The organism is Chitinophaga eiseniae (assembly GCF_012641265.1).
GTDB lineage: Bacteria > Bacteroidota > Bacteroidia > Chitinophagales > Chitinophagaceae > Chitinophaga > Chitinophaga eiseniae_A.
This window is the reverse complement of the sequence record NZ_JABAHZ010000008.1, coordinates 278387-298797: the sequence shown is the minus strand read 5'-3', so window position 1 is coordinate 298797 and position 20411 is coordinate 278387. Positions and strand designations below refer to the sequence as shown.

13 protein-coding genes are annotated in these 20411 nt (G+C 50.0%); 10 read left to right on the top strand and 3 right to left on the bottom strand.

Annotated elements, in window-relative coordinates:
• The first annotated feature begins 192 nt into the window (after positions 1-192).
• The 8 genes from HGH91_RS26755 (at position 193) to HGH91_RS26720 (ending at position 13208) form a co-directional block, all read left to right on the top strand.
• Entirely contained in the window at positions 193-780 is a 588-nt protein-coding gene (locus tag HGH91_RS26755; RefSeq protein ID WP_168742141.1) for an RNA polymerase sigma-70 factor, read from the top strand.
• A 93-nt stretch (positions 781-873) separates the two neighbouring features.
• Complete coding sequence (locus HGH91_RS26750; protein WP_168742139.1) at positions 874-1875, top strand: FecR family protein; 1002 nt, start codon at positions 874-876, stop codon at positions 1873-1875.
• A 190-nt stretch (positions 1876-2065) separates the two neighbouring features.
• Positions 2066-5545: a TonB-dependent receptor gene (locus HGH91_RS26745; RefSeq protein ID WP_168742137.1), complete on the top strand. Its 3480-nt coding sequence runs from the start codon at positions 2066-2068 to the stop codon at positions 5543-5545.
• A gap of 18 nt (positions 5546-5563) precedes the next feature.
• Positions 5564-7165: a RagB/SusD family nutrient uptake outer membrane protein gene (locus HGH91_RS26740; protein WP_168742135.1), complete on the top strand. Its 1602-nt coding sequence runs from the start codon at positions 5564-5566 to the stop codon at positions 7163-7165.
• A 64-nt stretch (positions 7166-7229) separates the two neighbouring features.
• Positions 7230-10322 carry a PQQ-dependent sugar dehydrogenase gene (locus HGH91_RS26735; protein WP_168742133.1) on the top strand — a complete coding sequence of 1031 codons (3093 nt, stop codon included), beginning with the start codon at positions 7230-7232 and terminating at the stop codon, positions 10320-10322.
• Positions 10323-10325: 3 nt separating this feature from the next.
• Positions 10326-11522: a nucleoside permease gene (locus HGH91_RS26730; RefSeq protein WP_168742131.1), complete on the top strand. Its 1197-nt coding sequence runs from the start codon at positions 10326-10328 to the stop codon at positions 11520-11522.
• A gap of 10 nt (positions 11523-11532) precedes the next feature.
• Positions 11533-12534, top strand: coding sequence for a Gfo/Idh/MocA family protein (locus HGH91_RS26725; protein ID WP_168742129.1), 1002 nt, complete (start codon positions 11533-11535; stop codon positions 12532-12534).
• 92 nt (positions 12535-12626) lie between these two features.
• Positions 12627-13208, top strand: coding sequence for a PhnA domain-containing protein (locus tag HGH91_RS26720; RefSeq protein WP_168742127.1), 582 nt, complete (start codon positions 12627-12629; stop codon positions 13206-13208).
• Between the two features lie 83 nt (positions 13209-13291).
• Here the strand turns inward: HGH91_RS26720 and HGH91_RS26715 are convergent, their stop codons facing one another.
• Complete coding sequence (locus tag HGH91_RS26715; protein WP_168742125.1) at positions 13292-14512, bottom strand: glycosyltransferase family 87 protein; 1221 nt, start codon at positions 14510-14512, stop codon at positions 13292-13294.
• Positions 14513-14840: 328 nt separating this feature from the next.
• Between HGH91_RS26715 and HGH91_RS26710 the strand changes: the two genes are divergently transcribed.
• On the top strand, positions 14841-17240 hold the full coding sequence (locus HGH91_RS26710) for a glycoside hydrolase family 2 protein (protein WP_168742123.1): 2400 nt from the start codon (positions 14841-14843) through the stop codon (positions 17238-17240).
• A gap of 61 nt (positions 17241-17301) precedes the next feature.
• On the opposite strand, the gene HGH91_RS26705 is transcribed toward HGH91_RS26710, so the two are convergent.
• Positions 17302-18135: a ThuA domain-containing protein gene (locus HGH91_RS26705; protein ID WP_168742121.1), complete on the bottom strand. Its 834-nt coding sequence runs from the start codon at positions 18133-18135 to the stop codon at positions 17302-17304.
• A 52-nt stretch (positions 18136-18187) separates the two neighbouring features.
• Positions 18188-19087, bottom strand: coding sequence for a LysR family transcriptional regulator (locus HGH91_RS26700; protein WP_168742119.1), 900 nt, complete (start codon positions 19085-19087; stop codon positions 18188-18190).
• A 121-nt stretch (positions 19088-19208) separates the two neighbouring features.
• Here HGH91_RS26700 and HGH91_RS26695 point away from each other — a divergent pair, with 121 nt between their 5' ends.
• Positions 19209-20405, top strand: a complete 1197-nt coding sequence (locus tag HGH91_RS26695; RefSeq protein WP_168742117.1) for an MFS transporter — start codon at positions 19209-19211, stop codon at positions 20403-20405.
• The last annotated feature ends 6 nt before the right edge of the window (positions 20406-20411 follow it).

Sequence of the window (20411 nt, the reverse complement as noted above, 5' to 3'; positions counted from 1 at the left end):
CAATACAGACCGCATCTGGCCCTTAAACTTAAAACACCAGGTCAGGTCCACGAACAAAAAATCCCGGTCATCTAATGACGACCGGGAATATCTTTAAATCTGTCAACCTATTTCAGGACGACACATTCTGCTCCCTTTAGTATTTTTTCTTAAAAAGTAACCGTGTTTACCAGAAAAATTTTATTTTGTGGTATGCACGTGACTATGGAGGAGTTACTTTACCGCATACAATTTCACGATGATCAACTCGCTTTCAAAGCGCTGTACCAGCAGCAGGTATTCCGGTTATACCAGTTTGCCTTTGCCTTCGTAAAACAGCGCCAGCCAGCGGAAGAAATAGTGAATGATGTATTTGTAAAGCTTTGGGAAAAGCGACACCAGCTGGATAAGATCGGGCAGATAAGAGTGTATCTGTATGTGGCGGTAAAGAATGCCGCATTAAACCAGCTTCGCCGGCCGGCCATTTTTACCGAAACAGACCTCGACTCGCTCCATGTGCAGCATTTCCGGCTCGAGCCCGACACCGAACAGCTGCTGCTCACCCACGAACTGCAGCAGGCCATCGCTTCGGCGGTAGAACAGCTGCCCCCTAAATGTAAAATGATCTTTAAACTGGTAAAGCAGGATGAACTGTCTTACAAAGATGTGGCAGGCATCCTCGGTATCTCTCCTAAAACCGTAGATGCCCAGCTGGCCATTGCGATGAAAAAACTGGCTGCCCGTCTCCAATGTTTTGCCCCCGTACCGGCCCTCCCGGATGCCGGCGGAAAGAATAACTAGGCCTTTCCGGCTATCTCCCAAAAAATATTTTTCCCGCTTTTAGGGAATCGTCGTTTACCCGGTGTCCTTATACACAGGTCCTATTTGAATGAAATGAAATCTGAAAGAATAGCAGTATTGATGGCAAAAAAGGCCAGCCGGTCCGCCAGTCAGGAAGAGTTGGAAGAACTGGAGCAATTGCTGGCAGCGGATACCGGTGCGGCGTTTACGGCTTCCATCATCGACAGGATGGGTAATAACGCGGCCGAACAGGGGGAATTTGCGGAGCAGGTCTGGGAGAAAATAGCGCCCCGCCTGTCTGCCGCGCCAGTTACTGCCATGCGCATTAAACGCGGCTGGTGGGCTGCGGCTGCGGCTGTAGTGGGACTAACGGCAACGGGCATAGGATGGCAGTGGTGGCGTTATCAGCACCCGGCTATCGCCTCCCGCCAGGAGATGACCGCCCCGCTCGGGCAAACGATGAAGGCGCTACTACCCGATGGTACCACGGTATGGCTAAATGCCGGGAGTAAACTGAGCTACGATCAGCGCTTTAATAATAACAGCCGCGATATCCAGGTCAGCGGGGAAATATTCCTCGATGTAATAAAAGACGATGCGAGGCCCTTTGTAGTGCATACCCGAAAACTGGATGTACATGTACTGGGCACCAGCTTTAATATAAAAGCATACGACGACGACAACCGCTCAGAGGTAGCCGTAGTGGGAGGGAAGGTGCAGGTGGTCATGCACAACAGCCCGGAGAAAAAAGTAATCCTGTTGCCACATGAAAAACTGATTTTATCTACCATCGGAAAAACCGACAGTCTGTCGCTGGTCAATTTCCCGGAAGCCAATGGGAAAGACAGCCTGGTGGCCGAAACCGCCTGGCGCGAACAGAAGCTGGTGTTTAAAAATGAAACCTTCGAAACAGTAGCCCGGAAAATGGAACGGCAGTTTAATGTCACCATCTCCTTCGAAGATGAAAGCCTGAAGAAAGAAATACTCAGTGGCGTATTTGAAAAAGAAGGGATCGTAAAAGCATTGAAACTGTTACAGATGACGACCCCTTTCCATTTCCGTATCCAACAGCGACAAGTATATATATCTAAATAACAGCGAACATTTTATCAAACCAAAAACTACCTGTAATGAAAACACGCGTAAACAACTGCAGCACCTGACCAAACCATGAAAAAAGGAAGAGCAGGGCTCTTCCTCAAAAGGCTTATAGGTATCAACAGGGGTAAGCAGGCTTCGAAACTTCACTTACACCCTTCTTTACAAACCTTTCTAAAACAAATCTATGAAAAAAAGAAGATTTGGCAGGGCATCCTATGCGCTCCGCCAGACACTCAAACTATTCCTCATTATGAAGTTGTGCTTTGTCGTGGTGCTGATATCCTGCCTGCATGCGTCTGCCACTGTGTTTTCACAGGAGAAGTTCACCTTGTCCTTCGTGAAAACGGACGCAGATAAAATTTTTGAGAAAATCCAGCAGGAAAGCGACTATCGCTTCTTTTACAACTATAATACTATCCGGCAGCTGGGCAAAATAAACCTGCAGGTGAAAAATGCCAGGCTCTCCGAAATTATGAGCCGGGTATTGGATAGCGCCTTCGTGTATAAAATCATAGATAATAACCTGGTGGTGATTGCGCCCCGCAACGAAGCCACCGCAACGGATAAAATTACCGGGCGGGTGGAAGATGCGAAAGGACATCCCCTGGTTGGCGTATCTGTAAAGGTGAAAGGATCCGGCACCGGTGCAGTAACAGGCTCCGATGGCAACTTCTCCGTCATGGCTCCCGCCGGCGCTACGCTGGTATTTACCTATATGGGCTATGAACCCAAAGAAGCGGCCGCTGTTCCCAACCAGCCTTTATATATCGTATTGGAAGAATCTACCAGCGGCTTAAATGAAATTGTAGTGGTAGGATATGGTACCCAGAAGAAAAAAGATGTTACAGGCGCCATCAGTTCCGTAAGCAGCGCCGACCTGCGCAATGTGCCCGTACGCAATGCCGGTGAAGCCTTACAAGGTAAGGCTACCGGCGTAACTGTAGTGCAAAGCAGCGGTAGCCCCGGATCACCTCCCGTAGTACGTATCCGCGGTATTGGCTCTATCACCGGCAGTAACAGCCCCCTGTATATTGTAGACGGCCTACCTCAAACGGATATCGGCTGGCTGAATCCCAATGATATCGAGTCGATGGATATCCTGAAAGATGCCTCTACTTCCGCCATCTACGGGGCCAGGGCCTCTAATGGCGTGGTGATCATCACCACCCGTAAAGGCAGTCGCACAGAACAAAAAATGCACGTGACCTTCGACAGCTACACCGGCATACAGTCTGCCTGGAAAAGGCCACACATGCTCAACGCCGCCGAGTTCATCGAATATAAACAAAGAGCCGCCACCGCCGGCAACTCTCCCATGCCCACCAGCTTAAATACACCAGAGAAAAAAGCAGCAGTGCTGAAATTCGTGGCCGAAAATACCGGTAGTCCCAATGGCACCGACTGGTGGAAGGAAATCATCCGGGACAATGCACCCATGCAGAGTTATAACGTAGGGCTCACCGGCGCCGGCAAAAATATCGTATACGCTACCAGCGCAGGATATATGAAACAGGAAGGTATCGTGAAAGGTTCCGACTATGAACGCATTTCCTGGAGAACCAATGTAGGCGCAGATATCAGTCCCCGCGTAAAACTCACTACCAACGTTGGCCTCATCTATGAAAGCCGCCGCAACGTGGATGAAAACAACCCTTTTACTGGTACTATCTTTAGCGCCATGACGGCAGATCCGATTACACCGGTATACCGTAACCAGCTCAAAAATGTACCTGCTTTCTTCAGTAGCATCATGGATGGCTACGAAGCCAACAACCCGTACTCCCAATACGCCGGTATCCTGTACTCCAACAAACCTAACCCGGTAGGACAGGTAGAACGCATGCAGCAATCAGTATGGGAAGGCATTGCAGTAAAAGGTGGCGCTGCCCTCGATATCAAAATTATCGACCCACTGATGTTTCGCAGCAACTTCGGCCTCGACCTGGGAAGAGGGATCTCTAAAGGATTTACCCCCTCGTTTTTCCTGAATGCCTTTGACTACAGTACCTACAATACCATCAGTAATAACTCTTCCTGGAGTAATTATTTTGTATGGGAAAATACGCTCAACTTCGATAAGACTTTTGGAAACCACCATATTACCGCCCTGGCAGGTATTTCGGCAGAACTCACCAAAGGCTTGTCCTACGCTGCTTCCAAGCAGGGAATAGTGAACAATGATAATGATATGCGCATCATCGATGTGGCTACACTGAACCCTAACGCTTCCGGTTATACGTACTCCAGCGCCATGCAGTCTTTCTTCGGGCGTATCAACTACGTATATGCCGACCGCTACATCCTGGCCGCCAACGTGCGTCGCGATGGCACTTCCAACTTTGGGGAAGGCTATCGCTGGGGTACTTTCCCATCAGCGTCGGCTGCCTGGCGGTTTACAGAAGAAAACTTCGTGAAAAATGCCGGCCTCTCCTGGCTGAGCAGTGGTAAACTGCGCGCCAGCTACGGCTCTATCGGTAACCAATACACCGGTACGGGCAGTGGCCTCTATCTGTCTACCTACGGCAATACCTATCAGCGCTACATTTTCGGTAACACCAGCACGGGATACCTGGGCGCCGAACGTAAAACCATGGCCAATCCATCCCTGCAATGGGAAACCTCCAACCAGGCCGATGTAGCCCTGGAACTCCAGCTGTTTAACAGTGAACTGGATGTAACCGTCGACTATTTTAACAAACGGGTAAACAATATGTTGGTAGTAGTACCACTGCCGGCTACCATGGCTTATCCGGTAGATATTCCCTTCTGGAAAAATGCCGGAAGCATGGTGAATAAAGGCTGGGAATTATCCATCGGCCATCATCATACTTTTGGCGATTTCTCTTACAATGTTCGCGCTAATATTTCCACGTTTAAAAATGAGGTGTTGACAATGGGTGGTGGAGAACCTGTATACTCCACTGCTCATTTGGGAGAAGTGATCAGCAAAACGGAAGAAGGAAAACCCGTAGGCTACTATTTCGGATGGAAAACAGATGGCATCTTCCAGACGCAGGAAGAAGTAGATAAAAGTCCCCAGAAAGGAGTGAGCTCTCCCGGCGACCTGCGCTTCAAAGATATCAATGGCTACGATGCCAACGGTAAAGTAGTGCCCGGCCCTGATGGCAAGCTGGATGCGGCCGACCGTACCATGATCGGCAACCCCTGGCCCGACTTCGTGTATGGCCTGAGCATCAACCTCAACTTTAAACGCTTCGATCTGAGCATGTTCTGGCAGGGATCCCAGGGCAATGATGTGATGAACATCCTGCGCTACGATACAGAAGCCGGCACCGGTTGGTATAACGCGCCCAAAGGCTTCCTGGAAAAGTCATGGAACGGCCCAGGCTCTACCAACAAGTACTACAAAATTTCTTCTGTGGCAGCGCTGAACAACAGCGTGTCTGATTATTTCGTGGAAGATGGTTCCTACCTGCGCCTGAAAAATATACAGCTGGGATATAACTTCCCCGCCAAATGGCTGGAACGTGCACGCATACCACAGTTACGGCTATACGTGGCTGCGCAGAACCTGTTCACCTTCACGAAATACAGTGGGCTGGATCCGGAAATGGGTAGCAGCGATCCTAAGCTGATGGGCATCGACCAGGGATATTTCCCACAGGCCCGCACGTATATGATCGGACTGAATGCCAAGTTTTAATCATTAACACTGCCACTCATGAAAAAATTCGTATATTCTTTACCGTTAATAGCTGCTTTGCTCGTCACTTCCTGTTCTAAAGATTACCTCAACAGGCCACCACTGGGCAGGCAAACAGATGAGAACTTTTACCAGTCGCCCGGCGCCGGTTTTAAAACCGTAGTCAACTGCTACCTGGGATTTTATGATTTTTGGGGTTACCAGGCCGCCATCGCCGAGCTGGGCAACATGGCCACTGATGAAAGTGATAAAGGAGGCTCCGATGGCAACGACCGCCCTTTTGTGCTCGACCTGGGATTTGGCCGTACGCTCTCCAATAATGAAACCCTGTCTAACCTCTGGAAAGCCTGCTACAATGGTATCGGCAGCTGCAACGTAGCGCTGGAACACCTGCCCGATGCACCGCTGCTCGACAACAACGGCGTTAAGCTCGACGAAAATATCCGTAAGCGCTACCTCGCTGAAGTACGCTACCTGCGCGCCTATTATTACCTGGACCTGGTACGCATCTTTGGTGGAGTGCCGCTGGTCACTAAAACGCTGAGCGTGGATGACCGCAACAAAATTGTACGGGCTTCTTCCCAGGAAGTATTCCAGTTTATTACCAGTGAACTGGAGGCGGCGGCAAACGACGCCGCGTTGCCTTCCCGCAAGGATATGCCCGATGGGGAACAGGGCCGCGCTACCAAAGAAGCTGCCTGGGCGCTGCTGGCACGGGCCTATCTCTTCTTCGCGGAAGATGATAAAGCACTCTACGCCAAAGCAAGAGACGCCGCTAAAAAAGTGATCGACTCCCAGGCCTTCACCCTGGAACCACAATACCAGCAACTGTTTTTGAAAGATGGATATAAAAGCAGGGAATGCGTTTTTCCATTGATCTTTGGCGACGATCCAGCAGCCTTTATCTATGGCTCTACGGAGCCCGTATATTGCTCGCCCCGCAGCGCCGGCGGATGGGGCTTCGATTGCCCTACCCAGTCGCTGCTCGACGCCTTTGAACCCGGCGACCCCCGTGTACTGTTTACCATCCTCGACCAGGGAGATATATTTCCTAAACCAGGTGGACAGGAAGTGCTGGACTTTTCCACTTATCCCAACACCGGTCATCATAACCGTAAAGTGTTCCTGCCGGCGGCCCGCCGTGGCCAGGGATGGGGCAACGATGCATGGACGATGCACCTCATCCGCTATGCAGATGTATTGCTGATGTATGCAGAAGCGCTGTTGGAAAGTGGGGGAGATAAACAAACCGTGGCCGACTATATCAACCAGGTACGTACCCGCGCCACGACTTCTTCACATACCGATACGGAAGCTACTTCCCGCGTGCGTACAGTGCCTGCTACGCCGCTACGTCCGGTAACGGCCAGCGATGACCTCCGCGTGGCAGTAAGGCATGAACGCCGCGTAGAACTGGGCGGCGAATACGGCCGTCTGTTCGATCTGCTGCGCTGGAATATTTATGTGACGACCATGAAGGACTTCTCTACCAAACCTTACGCCAATGGCAAAGGCAATAGCTTCAAAGCGCCCGCCAGTGGCAATAAATACCTGTTCCCTGTTCCACAAACGGAAATAGATAAAAGCGGGGGATCCATCAAACAAAACCCAGGATACTAATACGATGACCCAAACCGGCTGAAAGCCTTCCTTTCAGCCGGTTACATTTTTATTACAGAGAACTATGAGAAAGCTTTGTCCACTGTTGTTGCTGGTACTACTTTTTGCCTGTACCTCCAGGAGAAGTAATACCAGGATTTTATGCTATGCTACCCTGCGCGATAGCGGATGGGTGAAACAAATACAGGCCGCTGCGGCCAAAGAAGGCTGGCAGCTGGTGCTGACGGGCGACCGGCACCTGTTCCAGGAGGATTCGCTCCGGCAGTTCAGCGCCGTTTGTTTGCCCTTTTCTTTATCCGATAGCCTCGACTTCCGGCAAGTACCGGCGTTGAAACGCTACGCTGAATCCGGCGGTGGTGGTATACTCGCCGTGAAAGATACCGCCGCACTGCGCAAAGACTGGCCATGGATACAGGAATGGACGAGCTTAGCCACTGGCAAAGCGCTCAAACAGGATGAGGGCCGGTTGTACCTGCTCGCACCAAATGCGGATGCAGTTGACTTCCGGGCCGCATTGACCTATCTCATCGGCGATAATGCCTTACCCAACTACAAACAATCGCTCACCCTGTTGCCGCCCGATACCAGTCGCTATACCTACACGGTGCTGGACCATGGTCTGGATGAGCCCATGGAAATGTGTATTCTCCCCGAAGGAAATGTATTGTTCATTGAACGTAAAGGCGCCGTAAAACTATACGATGCCCGGCAACACCAAACAAAAAATATCGGGCATTTCGATGTATTCAGCGGCATAGAAGATGGCTTGCTGGGCGCAGCGCTGGACCCTAACTTTAAAACCAATCACCGCGTATATTTTTACTATGCGCCCGCCGGGGAAAAATGGTTCAATAAACTGGTGCGCATGGAATTGCATGGTGATACGCTGGACAAAGCTTCTGAAAAAGTAATGATGGAAGTACCTACGCAACGCCGCTACTGCTGCCACTCTGCAGGATACCTGGCATTCGGGCCGGGCGGCCTGCTGTATCTCTCCATCGGTGATAATACCAACGCGGAGGAAACCGAAGGATATACCCCGGTAGATGAAAGAAAAGGCCGGGAGCTGTCTGATGATCAGGCCAGCGCCGCGAACAGCAAAGATCTCAGGGGAAAAATTTTACGCATCAAACCGGAAGAAGATGGTAGCTATTCAATTCCCGATGGGAACCTCTTCCCGAAAGATGGCTCGCAGGGCCGCCCCGAAATATACGTGATGGGATGCCGCAACCCTTACCGTTTCCACGTAGATATGAAAAACGCATTTGTATACTGGGGCGACATCGGACCTGACACCAAAGTACCTTCTCCCGAAGGCAATACGGTGAGCTTCGATGAACTCAACCAGGCACGGAAACCAGGCTTTTTTGGATGGCCTTACTTTAACGGCAACAATCAGCCGTACCCGCTATGGGACTATGCGGCAAAAAAAGAACGCCCCGTAAAAGATCCACTGCACCCGGTCAACAGCTCGCCCAACAACACCGGCATCAAAGACCTTCCACCGGCACAACCTGCCATGATCTGGTACAGCGATGCCCTGTCGCCCATATTTCCCATGTTGGGAAAAGGGGGAGAATCGGCTATGGCAGGCCCGGTCTTTTACAGCGACCTATATAAAAATGCCCCCTATAAACTATCGGACTACTATAATGGCAAACTATTTTTCTACGACTGGGTAAGGCATTGGATTATGGCGGTTACCATGGATAAGGAAGGCAACTACCTGCGCATGGAACCTTTCCTGGAACATATTCCATTTGCTGCGCCAGTAGATATGCAGATTGCCCCCGATGGCAGCATTTACATGCTGGAATATGGCACCAACTGGTTCGCCAAAAACTCAGATGCCAAGCTTGTACAAATTACTTATGCAGAAGGAAACCGTAACCCGGTAGCTGCTATCAGCACGCCGCAACAGTATGGCGCGGCGCCGTTTACCGCCCATCTTTCCGCCGCTGCCTCACTCGACTACGATAAAAATGATCAGTTGACCTATACCTGGAGAATAGGAGATCAACAGCTGAAGGGTATGGAGGTGCAACATACTTTCCCGCAGCCCGGCAGCTATAAAGTAACACTCACGGTAACAGATAATCATGGCGGTGCGGGCACAGCTAACACCGATATTAAAGTAGGTAACACGCCGCCGGTAGTACAGATCAATACTGCCGCCAATCGTAGCTTCTATTGGGACAATGCCGTGCTCAGTTACCAGGTAAATGTGAAAGATCCGGAAGACGGAAAGATTGATAGCAGCAAGGTACAGGTAAGCTTCGACTACCTGCCCATTGGGAAAGACCTGGCCCTGGTATTGGCCAAAGGCAGTAGCGCAGGGCTTAACCCGGAATATGCCAAAGGCAGCCAGTTGTTCTGGTCGCTCGATTGTAAAGCCTGTCACGCAGAGAAAGCCACTTCGGTAGGTCCGGCACTGGTAGACATCGCGCACCGTTATAACGCCAACGAGCCTATGATTAATAAACTGGCCGCCAAGATTATTGCCGGCGGCAGTGGCAACTGGGGCAATCGTACCATGTCGTCGCATCCTGATATGCCCAAAACAGACGCACAGGAAATCGTGAAATACATTCTTTCGCTGGGCGTCAGCACGGCCTCCATCCCCCTGCAAGGCACTTTACCGCTGAGTAAGCATACCGGAAAAGGACATGAAGGCGCTTACCTGCTTATGGCCACCTACACCGATAAAGGCGCTAACGGGATAGAGCCCATCACCACGCGTGATCATATTATGCTGAGAGATCCGTTGCTGCAAATCGAAGATGCCGACGAAGCCAAAGTATTTCTTACCACGCAAACCACGCTGGCGCTAAGTTACGGGCTACCGTACCACAATAATTTTGTACGCTTCAATCATCTCTATCTCGATGACATACAAAGTGTGCAATATAATATACAGGAACAGGGCATGGGAGGGGTAATAGAAATGCGTCTCGATAAACCCGATGGTGCGTTGATCAGCCAGCTGACCATTGCCCCGGGCAAGGCGCCAGATGCTAAAACCGGTTGGAAAGTGGTGTCCGCCCCGGTGAAACCGGCAACAGGACTGCATGATATCTATTGCCTGTTCAAAAGTACAGATGGTAAAGAAGGTCACCTGTTTAACATTGACTGGCTGAAGTTTTCAAACCAACATTAATATATGCCTGTAGCCGTTCGTATTCGTTTATCCGTACTCATGCTCCTGCAATACTTCACCTGGGGAGCATGGTATGTAACCATGGGCACTTACCTGATTACGGCGCTCAAAGCCAATGCCGTACAGGTAGGCGCCGCCTATGCCAACCTGTCAATTGCCGCCATGATCTCTCCTTTTTTTGTCGGGATGGTGGCCGACCGGTTCTTCGCAGCACAACATGTACTGGCGGTCCTGCATATAACAGGAGCGGGGGTACTTTGCTGGCTAAGTGTAGTGTCTGGATTTAATGGCTTCTGGTGGCTGATCCTCTTATATACCTTGTTATACATGCCTACGATGTCGTTGGCCAATTCCATCTCCTTCCGCCAGATGACAGATGCCGGCAGGGAATTCCCTTCCGTACGTGTATTCGGCACCGTAGGGTGGATCATAGCTGGGCTGCTGATAGGATTCCTGGGTATAGAAGCCACTGCCATACCTTTTCGTATAGCCGCCGCCTGTTCCCTGTTGCTGGGTATTTATAGCTTTTCACTGCCACCGGCGCCGCCTGTACGAAAAAAGGTAATGTTATCGGATGTAATCGGTCTCGATGCACTGGTACTCTTCAAAGACCGCCGGTACGGCGTATTTTTTATTACGGCCATTACCATCTGCATTCCCCTGGCTTTCTATTACAGCCTGGCCAATCCTTTTCTCAACGACAAAGGCATGGTGAATGCAGCGGGTAAAATGACCCTGGGACAGGTATCAGAAATGGGATTTATGTTGTTGATGCCCTTCCTGTTTAGCCGGCTGGGAGTAAAGAAAATGATGCTGCTGGGCATGGGCTGCTGGATTATGCGTTATGTTTTCTTTGCCCTGGGCGATAATGAAACTGGCGCCTGGATGCTGTATGCGGGGATCCTCCTGCATGGCGTGTGCTACGATTTCTTTTTCGTAACCGGGCAGATATACACCAACCACAAAGCAGGGGAAGCCGTAAAAAGTGCCGCGCAGGGACTCATCACTTTTGCTACCTATGGGGTGGGCATGCTGATAGGTTCTTACGTGTCGGGCTTTACGGCACAGTTATACAGCAGCAAAGCAGGGGACATGATACATTATCACTGGGCATCCATCTGGCTGGTGCCGGCGGTTATCTCCGGGGTAGTATTAATATTCTTCGGGTGTTTGTTTAAAGATCATCATCATAAAAATTAAAGTAGTTGCAATGAACAATGCATACAATCGCCGGCAGTTTATCCGGAACGCCGCTATTACAGGAATTGGATTAGGACTAACAGCTGCTGTACAACCACTCATGGGCGCTATACCCATGGCCGATCAGCGGAGGGTAGGCATTATAGGGCTGGATACTTCGCATAGTGTGGAGTTCACCAAAATGCTGAACGCCTCCAGCCCTGATCCTGCATTTTTGGGATATCATGTCACCGTAGCTTATGTACAGGGCAGCAAGGACATTGCCTCCAGCCTGGAGATGGTGCCCGGCAACCTGGCTAAGATAAAAGAGATGAACGTAGAAATTGTGGATACCATCGGCGCACTGCTGGAAAAATGCGATGTGGTGCTGCTGGAATCCAACGATGGGAGAGTACACCTGGAGCAGGCTTTGCCGGTACTGAAAGCGGGGAAGCGCCTGTTTATAGACAAGCCGATGTCGGCCTCCCTGGCAGATACGAAAGCTATTTTTAAGGCAGCTGCCAAAAACAATGTGCCCGTGTTTTCTTCTTCCGCCCTTCGCTTTATCGATAGTATCCGGCAGGTAAACGGTGGAAGTATCGGAAAAGTAACTGGCGTGGATATTTACACGCCTTCACCTACGGAAAAAACGCACCCCGATTTGTTTTGGTACGGCATTCACGGCGTGGAAATGCTCTACGCCCTGATGGGTACGGGTTGTAAGCGACTCACCCGCACTACGGAAACTGATATGGATCATATCACAGCCGTTTGGGACGACGGGCGTATAGCCACTTTGCGGGGCGTAAAAAAAGGGCCCTATGGTTTTGGTGGCCATGCCTTTGGTGAAAAAGCCATTGCGGCCATCGGTGATTTTAACTCCTATCACCCCCTGGTGCTGCAGATCACCCAATTCTTTCAAACCGGTATCCCACCGGTAAAACCGGAAGAAACCATTGAGATGATGGCGTTTATGGAGGCGGCGGATGAAAGTAAGCGGAAAAACGGTGCTATGGTGACGTTGACCGTTTAAATGGCAGCTGCACAATACAGCGGTAAATACCGGGTGACCATCCATATCCCTGGAAAAAAGATTACCTTTGCGGACATTTTCAAAGGGATTTTATGAAGTTGAATGAACTATTACAGGAAAGGGCCAATCATCAGTGCGAGTTATGCCAGGCTGCTGCTACATTAACCGTATATGAGGTTCCCCCGCAATCCTATGCTGACCAGGACAATTGCATCCTTATCTGCGACACCTGTCAGTCGCAGATCGCGCGTAAAGCAGAACTGGATAGTAATCACTGGCAATGCCTGACTACCTCCATGTGGAGTGAAGTACCCGGCATACAGATCGTTTCCTGGCGCATGCTCCAGCGTTTAAGACATGAAAGCTGGGCCATGGAAAGCCTCGACATGATTTACCTGAACGATGAAGCGCTGGCCTGGGCCAAAGCTACCGGCGACCATGAAAGCGATGCCACCGTGAACCTCCACAGGGATAGCAACGGTGCCATATTGCAAAATGGCGATTCGGTAGTACTCACCAAATCACTCGATGTAAAAGGATCCACCCTGAATGCCAAAATGGGTACCGTCGTGAAAAATATCCGCCTCGTAGAAGATAATACCGAACAAATTGAAGGAAAAATAGAAGGTCAGCTGATCGTGATTCTCACTAAATACCTGAGAAAACAAGCGTAACCACGCAAAGGGACATAAGAAGCAAAGGCGCAAAGAGGTTTTCTTTGCGCCTTTGCTTCTTATGTCCCTTTGCGTGAGCGTGATCAGATAGCACGGCTAAACTCCTCCTCCCTGGCGGCCGACAGGGACTCCTGCGACACGAAGAACGGCTCCAGCACAATCTTTACCCATACAATAGAGCAGAACACCGCTTTCACCGCATAGGGCTCTACATAAGTCCTGGCAATCCAATAAGGCGTAATCAGGTCGGTAGACGAAAACGAAGTAAAGACCAGCGTTAACACGGCCAGCGTCGTATTGATACGGGTGGGAGGCTGGGTAAAATACCAGATAGCCACACCGGTTAATGCAATAATATAAGTGGGCGACTCTCCCTTGTGATTGAAGATAACTACCCAGATGAGTATGGAAGCCAACATGTTCAGGCGCAGTTGCAGGGTGCTGCCACTATACAGGATCTTGATGAATGGCAGCATGAAGATGGCCGCTGCCGTTAAAATGAATCCCTGCTTGGGGATATCCATGTTAAACCAGGTATGCCACCAGCCCATTACCGATACGCCGTAAGAAGCCGAATAGTCGTTGGCCAGCAGGTGCGCCCAGCTCTTATAGAGGAAGGTCAGCTGATCAGCGGAAATGACCAGCAGCGGCATTACCGCAATCACCAGGGTCCAGAAAACGGTGTATAACGCCGCCTTCCAGCGTTCGGGATACAGCAGGAACAGCGACATAGCCACTACCCCAAATATCTTGATATACACCGTGATAACCAGCAACAAGGTGGCCAGCCACACTTTCTTGTTTTCCATACAATGCCAGGCCAGGATAAAAAAGCCCGCAATGAATACATTGATCTGTGAACTGGTTAACGCAATCATCATCTCAATAGCCAGGAACAAGAGCAGGACGGACTGCCGCTCTTTAGGGATCGGCAACTTCCGCATCGCTACCAGGAATACAATCACATTCATCAGGTTCCAGCAGATCAATGCCGGTACATCCGGCATCCAGGCAAAAGCGCCCATCCACATCGCAAAAGAAGGACTGTATTTATACAGGTCGTAATACTCATCTTCATACAGAACATATAAATCCTGGTTGTGTACCAGGTGCGACCAGGCATCTTTGAAGATCAGGAAGTTATTATAACGGGTCCAACGCTCCATGTCCTGGGAAGAATACCAGGAATGAAAAGAAATGGCTACTGCCATTAGTAAAAACAACGCATATAAATATTTAATCGGAATCCTGCTCACGGCATTACATACGGCATTCCAGCGGCCCTTAACGGCAGATATTAACATGATACGCTTTTAAGTGTGACAGTTGTTTTAGGTTCTGCCGCCAAAATTATATAAAATTTTTTTTATTCGTCACGGCAGAGATGCCCAGGAAAAGAATAATGATAATATTAATATACCCTTAATATATAATGAGTATTTAATATAAATAGACGCATCGTAAAAAAACTCAAGTATTGGTCGCTCAATCGCCGATAATTCCGTATATTTTGAAGCTTTTGTTCAACGCCCGGACCTGTTTACAGACGACTTTTAGCACCATACCGGTATTTATTACACCCCCGTTGCATTTTCTCAATTAACCAATAAAGCTATAAAGTACAGCACCGTTATGTTACAACACATCCGCAAACAGCTGCTATTCATCGCGCTGCTCGGCCTGCCGGGGATTTCCGCCCTCCAGGCACAGCAAAGTTATCAAATGAAACCCATTGCCATCCAATCCCGCTGGGCCAAAGAAGTAAGCCCGCAAAACGCTTTGCCAGCCTATCCGCGCCCTCAGCTCGAACGGAAAAACTGGGAAAACCTCAATGGATTATGGGAATACGCCATTACCGCCGCTAATGCGGCCATCCCTGCCACTTTCGATGGACAGATCCTGGTGCCCTTCCCCCTGGAATCCGGCTTATCCGGCGTAAAAAGGTCACTGCTGCCCGATCAGCGGCTATGGTATCGCCGAACTATTCAAATGAAGCCTGCCGCCGGCGAAAGAACCCTGCTGCATTTCGGAGCGGTGGACTGGCAAACTACCGTCTATCTCAACGGAAAAGAAGTGGGTACGCATACAGGCGGCTACACCGCCTTTACCATCGACATCACCGCCGCTGCCAAAACAGGGGAAAATATCCTGGTGCTGAAAGTATATGATCCATCCGATAAAGGAATAGGTCCTCATGGTAAACAGGTACTCAATCCCGCCGATATCTATTACACGCCCAGCTCCGGTATCTGGCAAACGGTATGGCTGGAACAGGTGCCCCGCGACTATATCGCTGGCCTGTTGCTGACGCCTGATATCGATAAAAGCCTGCTGGATATCACCGTCAATGCGCCTGCCGGCTACACTGTAACCGCTACTGCGCTAAAGAATGGCGCCGTGGCCGGCCAGGTAAAAGGAAAAAGCGGGGTACCCCTTCAATTGAAAATATCCCATCCTGAATTATGGACACCCGGCCATCCCGCCCTCTACGATTTGTCGGTACAACTGCTGAAAGGCAATACCACAGTAGATGAAGTGAAAAGCTACTTCGGCATGCGGAAAATTTCTGTAGCAAAAGATGAAAAAGGAGTGGACCGCATCTTCCTGAATAATAAACCGTATTTCAACCTGGGCACGCTCGACCAGGGCTTCTGGCCCGATGGCTTGTATACCGCTCCCACAGATGAAGCACTGGCCTTCGATATTAAAGCCATCAAAGCGATGGGATTCAATACCATTCGCAAACACATCAAAATAGAACCCGCCAGGTGGTATTATTGGGCCGATAAGCTGGGAATACTGGTATGGCAGGATATGGTAAGCCCCAACCACGGTCTCCCCGAAGGCGCCAAAGCCGCTTTTGAAGCCCAGTGTAAGGAAACGCTGGCCCAGCTCCATAATCACCCCAGTATTACTACCTGGGTACTGTTTAATGAAAAATGGGGCCAATTCGATCAACAACGCCTCACGGAATGGATCAAACATACCGATCCTTCCCGCCTGGTAAACGGGCACTCGGGTGAATACCTGTATGTCAATGAAAAACTGCGAAGCCCCAGTCCCAACGCATATATCAGCGCCGACCTCACCGACGTGCACAGTTATCCCAATCCAAGAAATGCTATTCAGCAGCCAGGCAAGGCCCGCGTGCTGGGCGAGTTTGGCGGTATAGGCGTCTTCATTCCCCATCACCAGTGGAATGCTACCAGCGCCTGGGGATATATCCTGGAAAAGCCGGCAGCCCTGAAATACAAGTACACCATCATGAACCAGCACCTGCAACTATTGCAACGGCAAGGCTTGTCGGCCAGCATTTACACCCAACCCTTCGATGTAGAAGGCGAACAAAACGGCCTGATGACCTACGACCGCGAAGTAGTTAAAATTCCTTTTACAGAGATAAGAAAAATACATGCACCCCTGAACCCCGATATGGGCAACATGCCCGCCATTGCTATCCAGGACGCTGACCTCACAGATCCAGCCGCTGTCTATAGCGCCCGGTTACAGGAATATATTGATGGTAACCGGGAACCCGAATTTTTAAAACAACTGGCCATGATGGCCACACAAGCAGGCGATAAAGACGGCGCCGCCATAGCCAGCGATGAATATTTCGCGGTCATGAAACCTCCCTATTCAGAAGATGACCTTCGCTATGTAATGCTGGTTACTGCCAGCACCAAAGACACCGGCTTTAACATTATCCGGAATAACACCGAAGCCATCGACAAAGCCATGGGAGCCAGACAGGCCGCCGTGAAAATGATGAACCTCATTTACCAGGATGATATCGCACCCGCTATACCGGCAGGCAGCAACAACCCCGACTGGACCGCCATCTATACCACGGTAAAACCTTACGGCGCCCCCGGAGAAGAAATATTTTTAAGAGCCCGGACGATCTACCAGCTCAATAAACAAGATAAAAATGGCTTCAAACCCGTTGCCCGGGAGTACCTCGACAAATACGGAGAATATGTAAAACAGGAGGAGCGGAGAAAGATTGAAGCCTTCATGAACGAGGAGTAACGGGAAAATATAAACGAAAAAGCGCCCCATGAAAGGGCGCTTTTTCGTTTATATTTTCCCGTTATTTCCCCCTTCCCACCCACAGCAACGCATCCAGTATCAGTTGGTTCTGCGCCGCACTGCTGAAAGACGATGACAATGTTTGATGGGTATGATGCTCATAATCCATGTCGTTATGCCCCATGTTGATGTATAGCATCTTAAACCGCCGGTTAGTCCATACTACGGGGTAATAGCCGCTATGCCAGATTTCGTGCGCTTTGGGGCCGGTGCCCAACGGGAAACTGTTGCTGTCAATTGATAACAGGATACGGATGTCCTTATTTTTCCGCAGGTCATTACTCCAGCGATACCACTCATTCGGCGCGGCCGAAAAAGTATCCGGCAGGTGGCGCGTTGCGGGATGCTGGCGGTCTTCTACACGCAGGGTAGCAGCTGTGGGGCGCCAGGTATTGCTGACGTAGGAACCGGAGCCCAGGAATGTTTCATGATACCAATTCCAGTTTTGAGGTACATCAGAGGGCGTAAGCGCAAACGCCGCAAAGTGAAAGCCGAGCCAGCCGCCGCCCTGTTCCATATACTGCTGAAAAGCAGCCCTTTGCGCCGGTGCTTCGGGGCGGGTATCCAGGAATATAACGACCTGGTATTTGGATAAAAATGAGGGCTCCATTAATTGCCAGTTGCTGGTGGAGTCATACACGAAATGATATTGCTGCGCCATCCGGGAAAACCACTCATGCGCTTCATGTACAAAGCTGATGTGGGCGTCGTCGTTTTTGGCGGTATAAAATGCAATGACCCGGAAGGAGGGAGTACTATCCTGCGTATAGCCGTTGGCGTAACACAGCAGGGCCAATACCAGCAAGAGGATATGTCGGTGGAATTTTAGCTTCATATGTCAGAAGAGATAGATATCTCACTAAAATACTCATTTCACAGCAATATCATTACAGGTGCTGCATTCTTAACAGGTCGTGCATAATTTTCACCCGGTCGGCCGGTATTCTGCCCGGTTCATAGGCCAGGTAAACGGTATTATAGGCTGGCACGGCGCCCCGCCACACTTCTTTCAGCAGGCCACTTTTAATGGCTTCTTTCACCATATATTCTGCCGCAATGGTAATGCCCTCGCCATGGCTGATGGCATGCACGATGGTGCTGATATCTGGAATGATGAACTTAGGCTGCAGCGCCGGACGTTTACGGAAGTTATCCCGCCAGAACCGGCGTATCACTGGCAAATCGCTGCTGTTGGCAAACCAGGTTTGTTCCAGTAACCATGCTTCCGCGCAGGCCAGGTCATTTTTCTTCAGGTGTGCTTTAAATGATCTGGTATCAAGACCGGCATGCGCCACCACTACAAAATGCTCCGTGAGTATCGGCTCGTAGGTAATGTTTTTTTCTTCTATCTGTTCCGTTACTACTGCAAAATCAAAATCCTGTTGCCGCAGCCGGCGCACCAGGTCTTTGCTGCCGCCGAAGTCCACCACAAAATTGGCAGGAGCGGTACTGATGCGGCAGGCTACCTGCGCCTGGAAAAATTCTTTTACGGTGCCGAGGTGTATGTTGGGAATTTCTTTCGTGGAACAGAGATAGCGAAAATCCGTTTCCACATTTTCCAGTTTTTCCAACGGCTCTACTACCTGCGTGTAAAAAAGTTTGCCATAGTCGGTAGGTACAATTTTAGGCTTTCGGTCAAACAATGGTTTGCCCACATAGGCCTCCAGCGCCGATAGGTGCTGACTCACATTCGGCTGCGAGATAAAAAGCATTTTTGAAGCGGCTGTCAGCGAGCCTGTCTGATATACTGCCTTAAAGGTGCGGTACCATTCCAGATTAACCATCATGCAAGTTATAAATAATTTTATAATGAGGGATAAATCATATTATTTTCCTTATATCAGTTTAACAGCCAATTTTGTGTCCTTATAACACCCCGGGGGAATACTTATTTAAAAAAATGGATCAATGAAAAGGATAGCATATATCGGAAGTCTGGGACTTATTGGCATTATCACAACAGAATTTGGCATTATTGGTATTTTGCCCCAGGTAGCCGCCTGGTATCATATTTCTATTGCGCAGGCAGGCTGGCTGCTGAGCGTGTTTGCACTGGTCATAGCCTTGGGAGGACCGCTCATGACCCTTTGGATGTCGGGCTTTAACCGCAAAACCCTCATGGCAACCAGCATTGGCATTTTCCTGGTTACAGGGGTAGTATCTTCTTTATCGCCTCCTTTCTGGTTGCTGCTGGTGGTACGGATGCTGCCTGCTTTCCTGCAACCGGTATTTATTTCCAATGCGATTGCCGCTGCCACTGCGGCGGCTGATAAAAAAGAGGAACATAAAATGATGGCCATCGTGATGGCAGGCATCGGGCTGGCAACGGTTACCACCATTCCTTTTGCCACCTACATCGCAGGTGTATACGATCGCTGGCAGGCATCTTTTGTGATACAAACCATTGTCAGCGCTATCGCATTTGTTACCATCCTACTGGCATTGCCATCTATGCCGGTAAAAGAAAAACAATCTTATGGCGCCCAGCTGCGGGTACTGACCAGGCCTTCGTTCCTGGCTAGTGCCGCTACCATCACCTGCATGATTGCGGCCATGTTTACCACCTACAGCTATTTTGCGGATTATATGGGAAAAGTAAACGGGATGTCACCCGACACGATCAGTATCATGTTGTTGTTATTCGGACTGGCAGGACTACCGGGCAACTTTGTGGCCGGAAAACTATTGGGTAAAAATCTTTCCGGCACCGTAGCCGCCTTTCTGCTGGGAATTACACTGGTATCTGTAGGTATCTATTTTTCGCCCATCTTATCAGTTCCTTTAATTATTGTATGGGGATTTTTACACACGCCCTGCTTTCTGAATGGAAACGCTTATGTAATCAGTGCGGCGCCCGAGGCCCCGGTCTTTGCCAACAGCCTCTCCATTTCTTTTGGCAACCTCGGGATTACCATCGGTACCGCTGTCAGCGGTTGGGTCATTAATACCTATGGTATCCATCATACCCCCTGGGCTATGCTGGCGCTGGGTTCCGCTGCATTATTGCTGATGGCGCTCCGGGAATGGCTATACCGCCGGGAGCAAGCCACGCAGCTGGCCACCCGCCATACTGTCAACCAGGCAAGCTTACACTATTCCGCTTAAAAATAT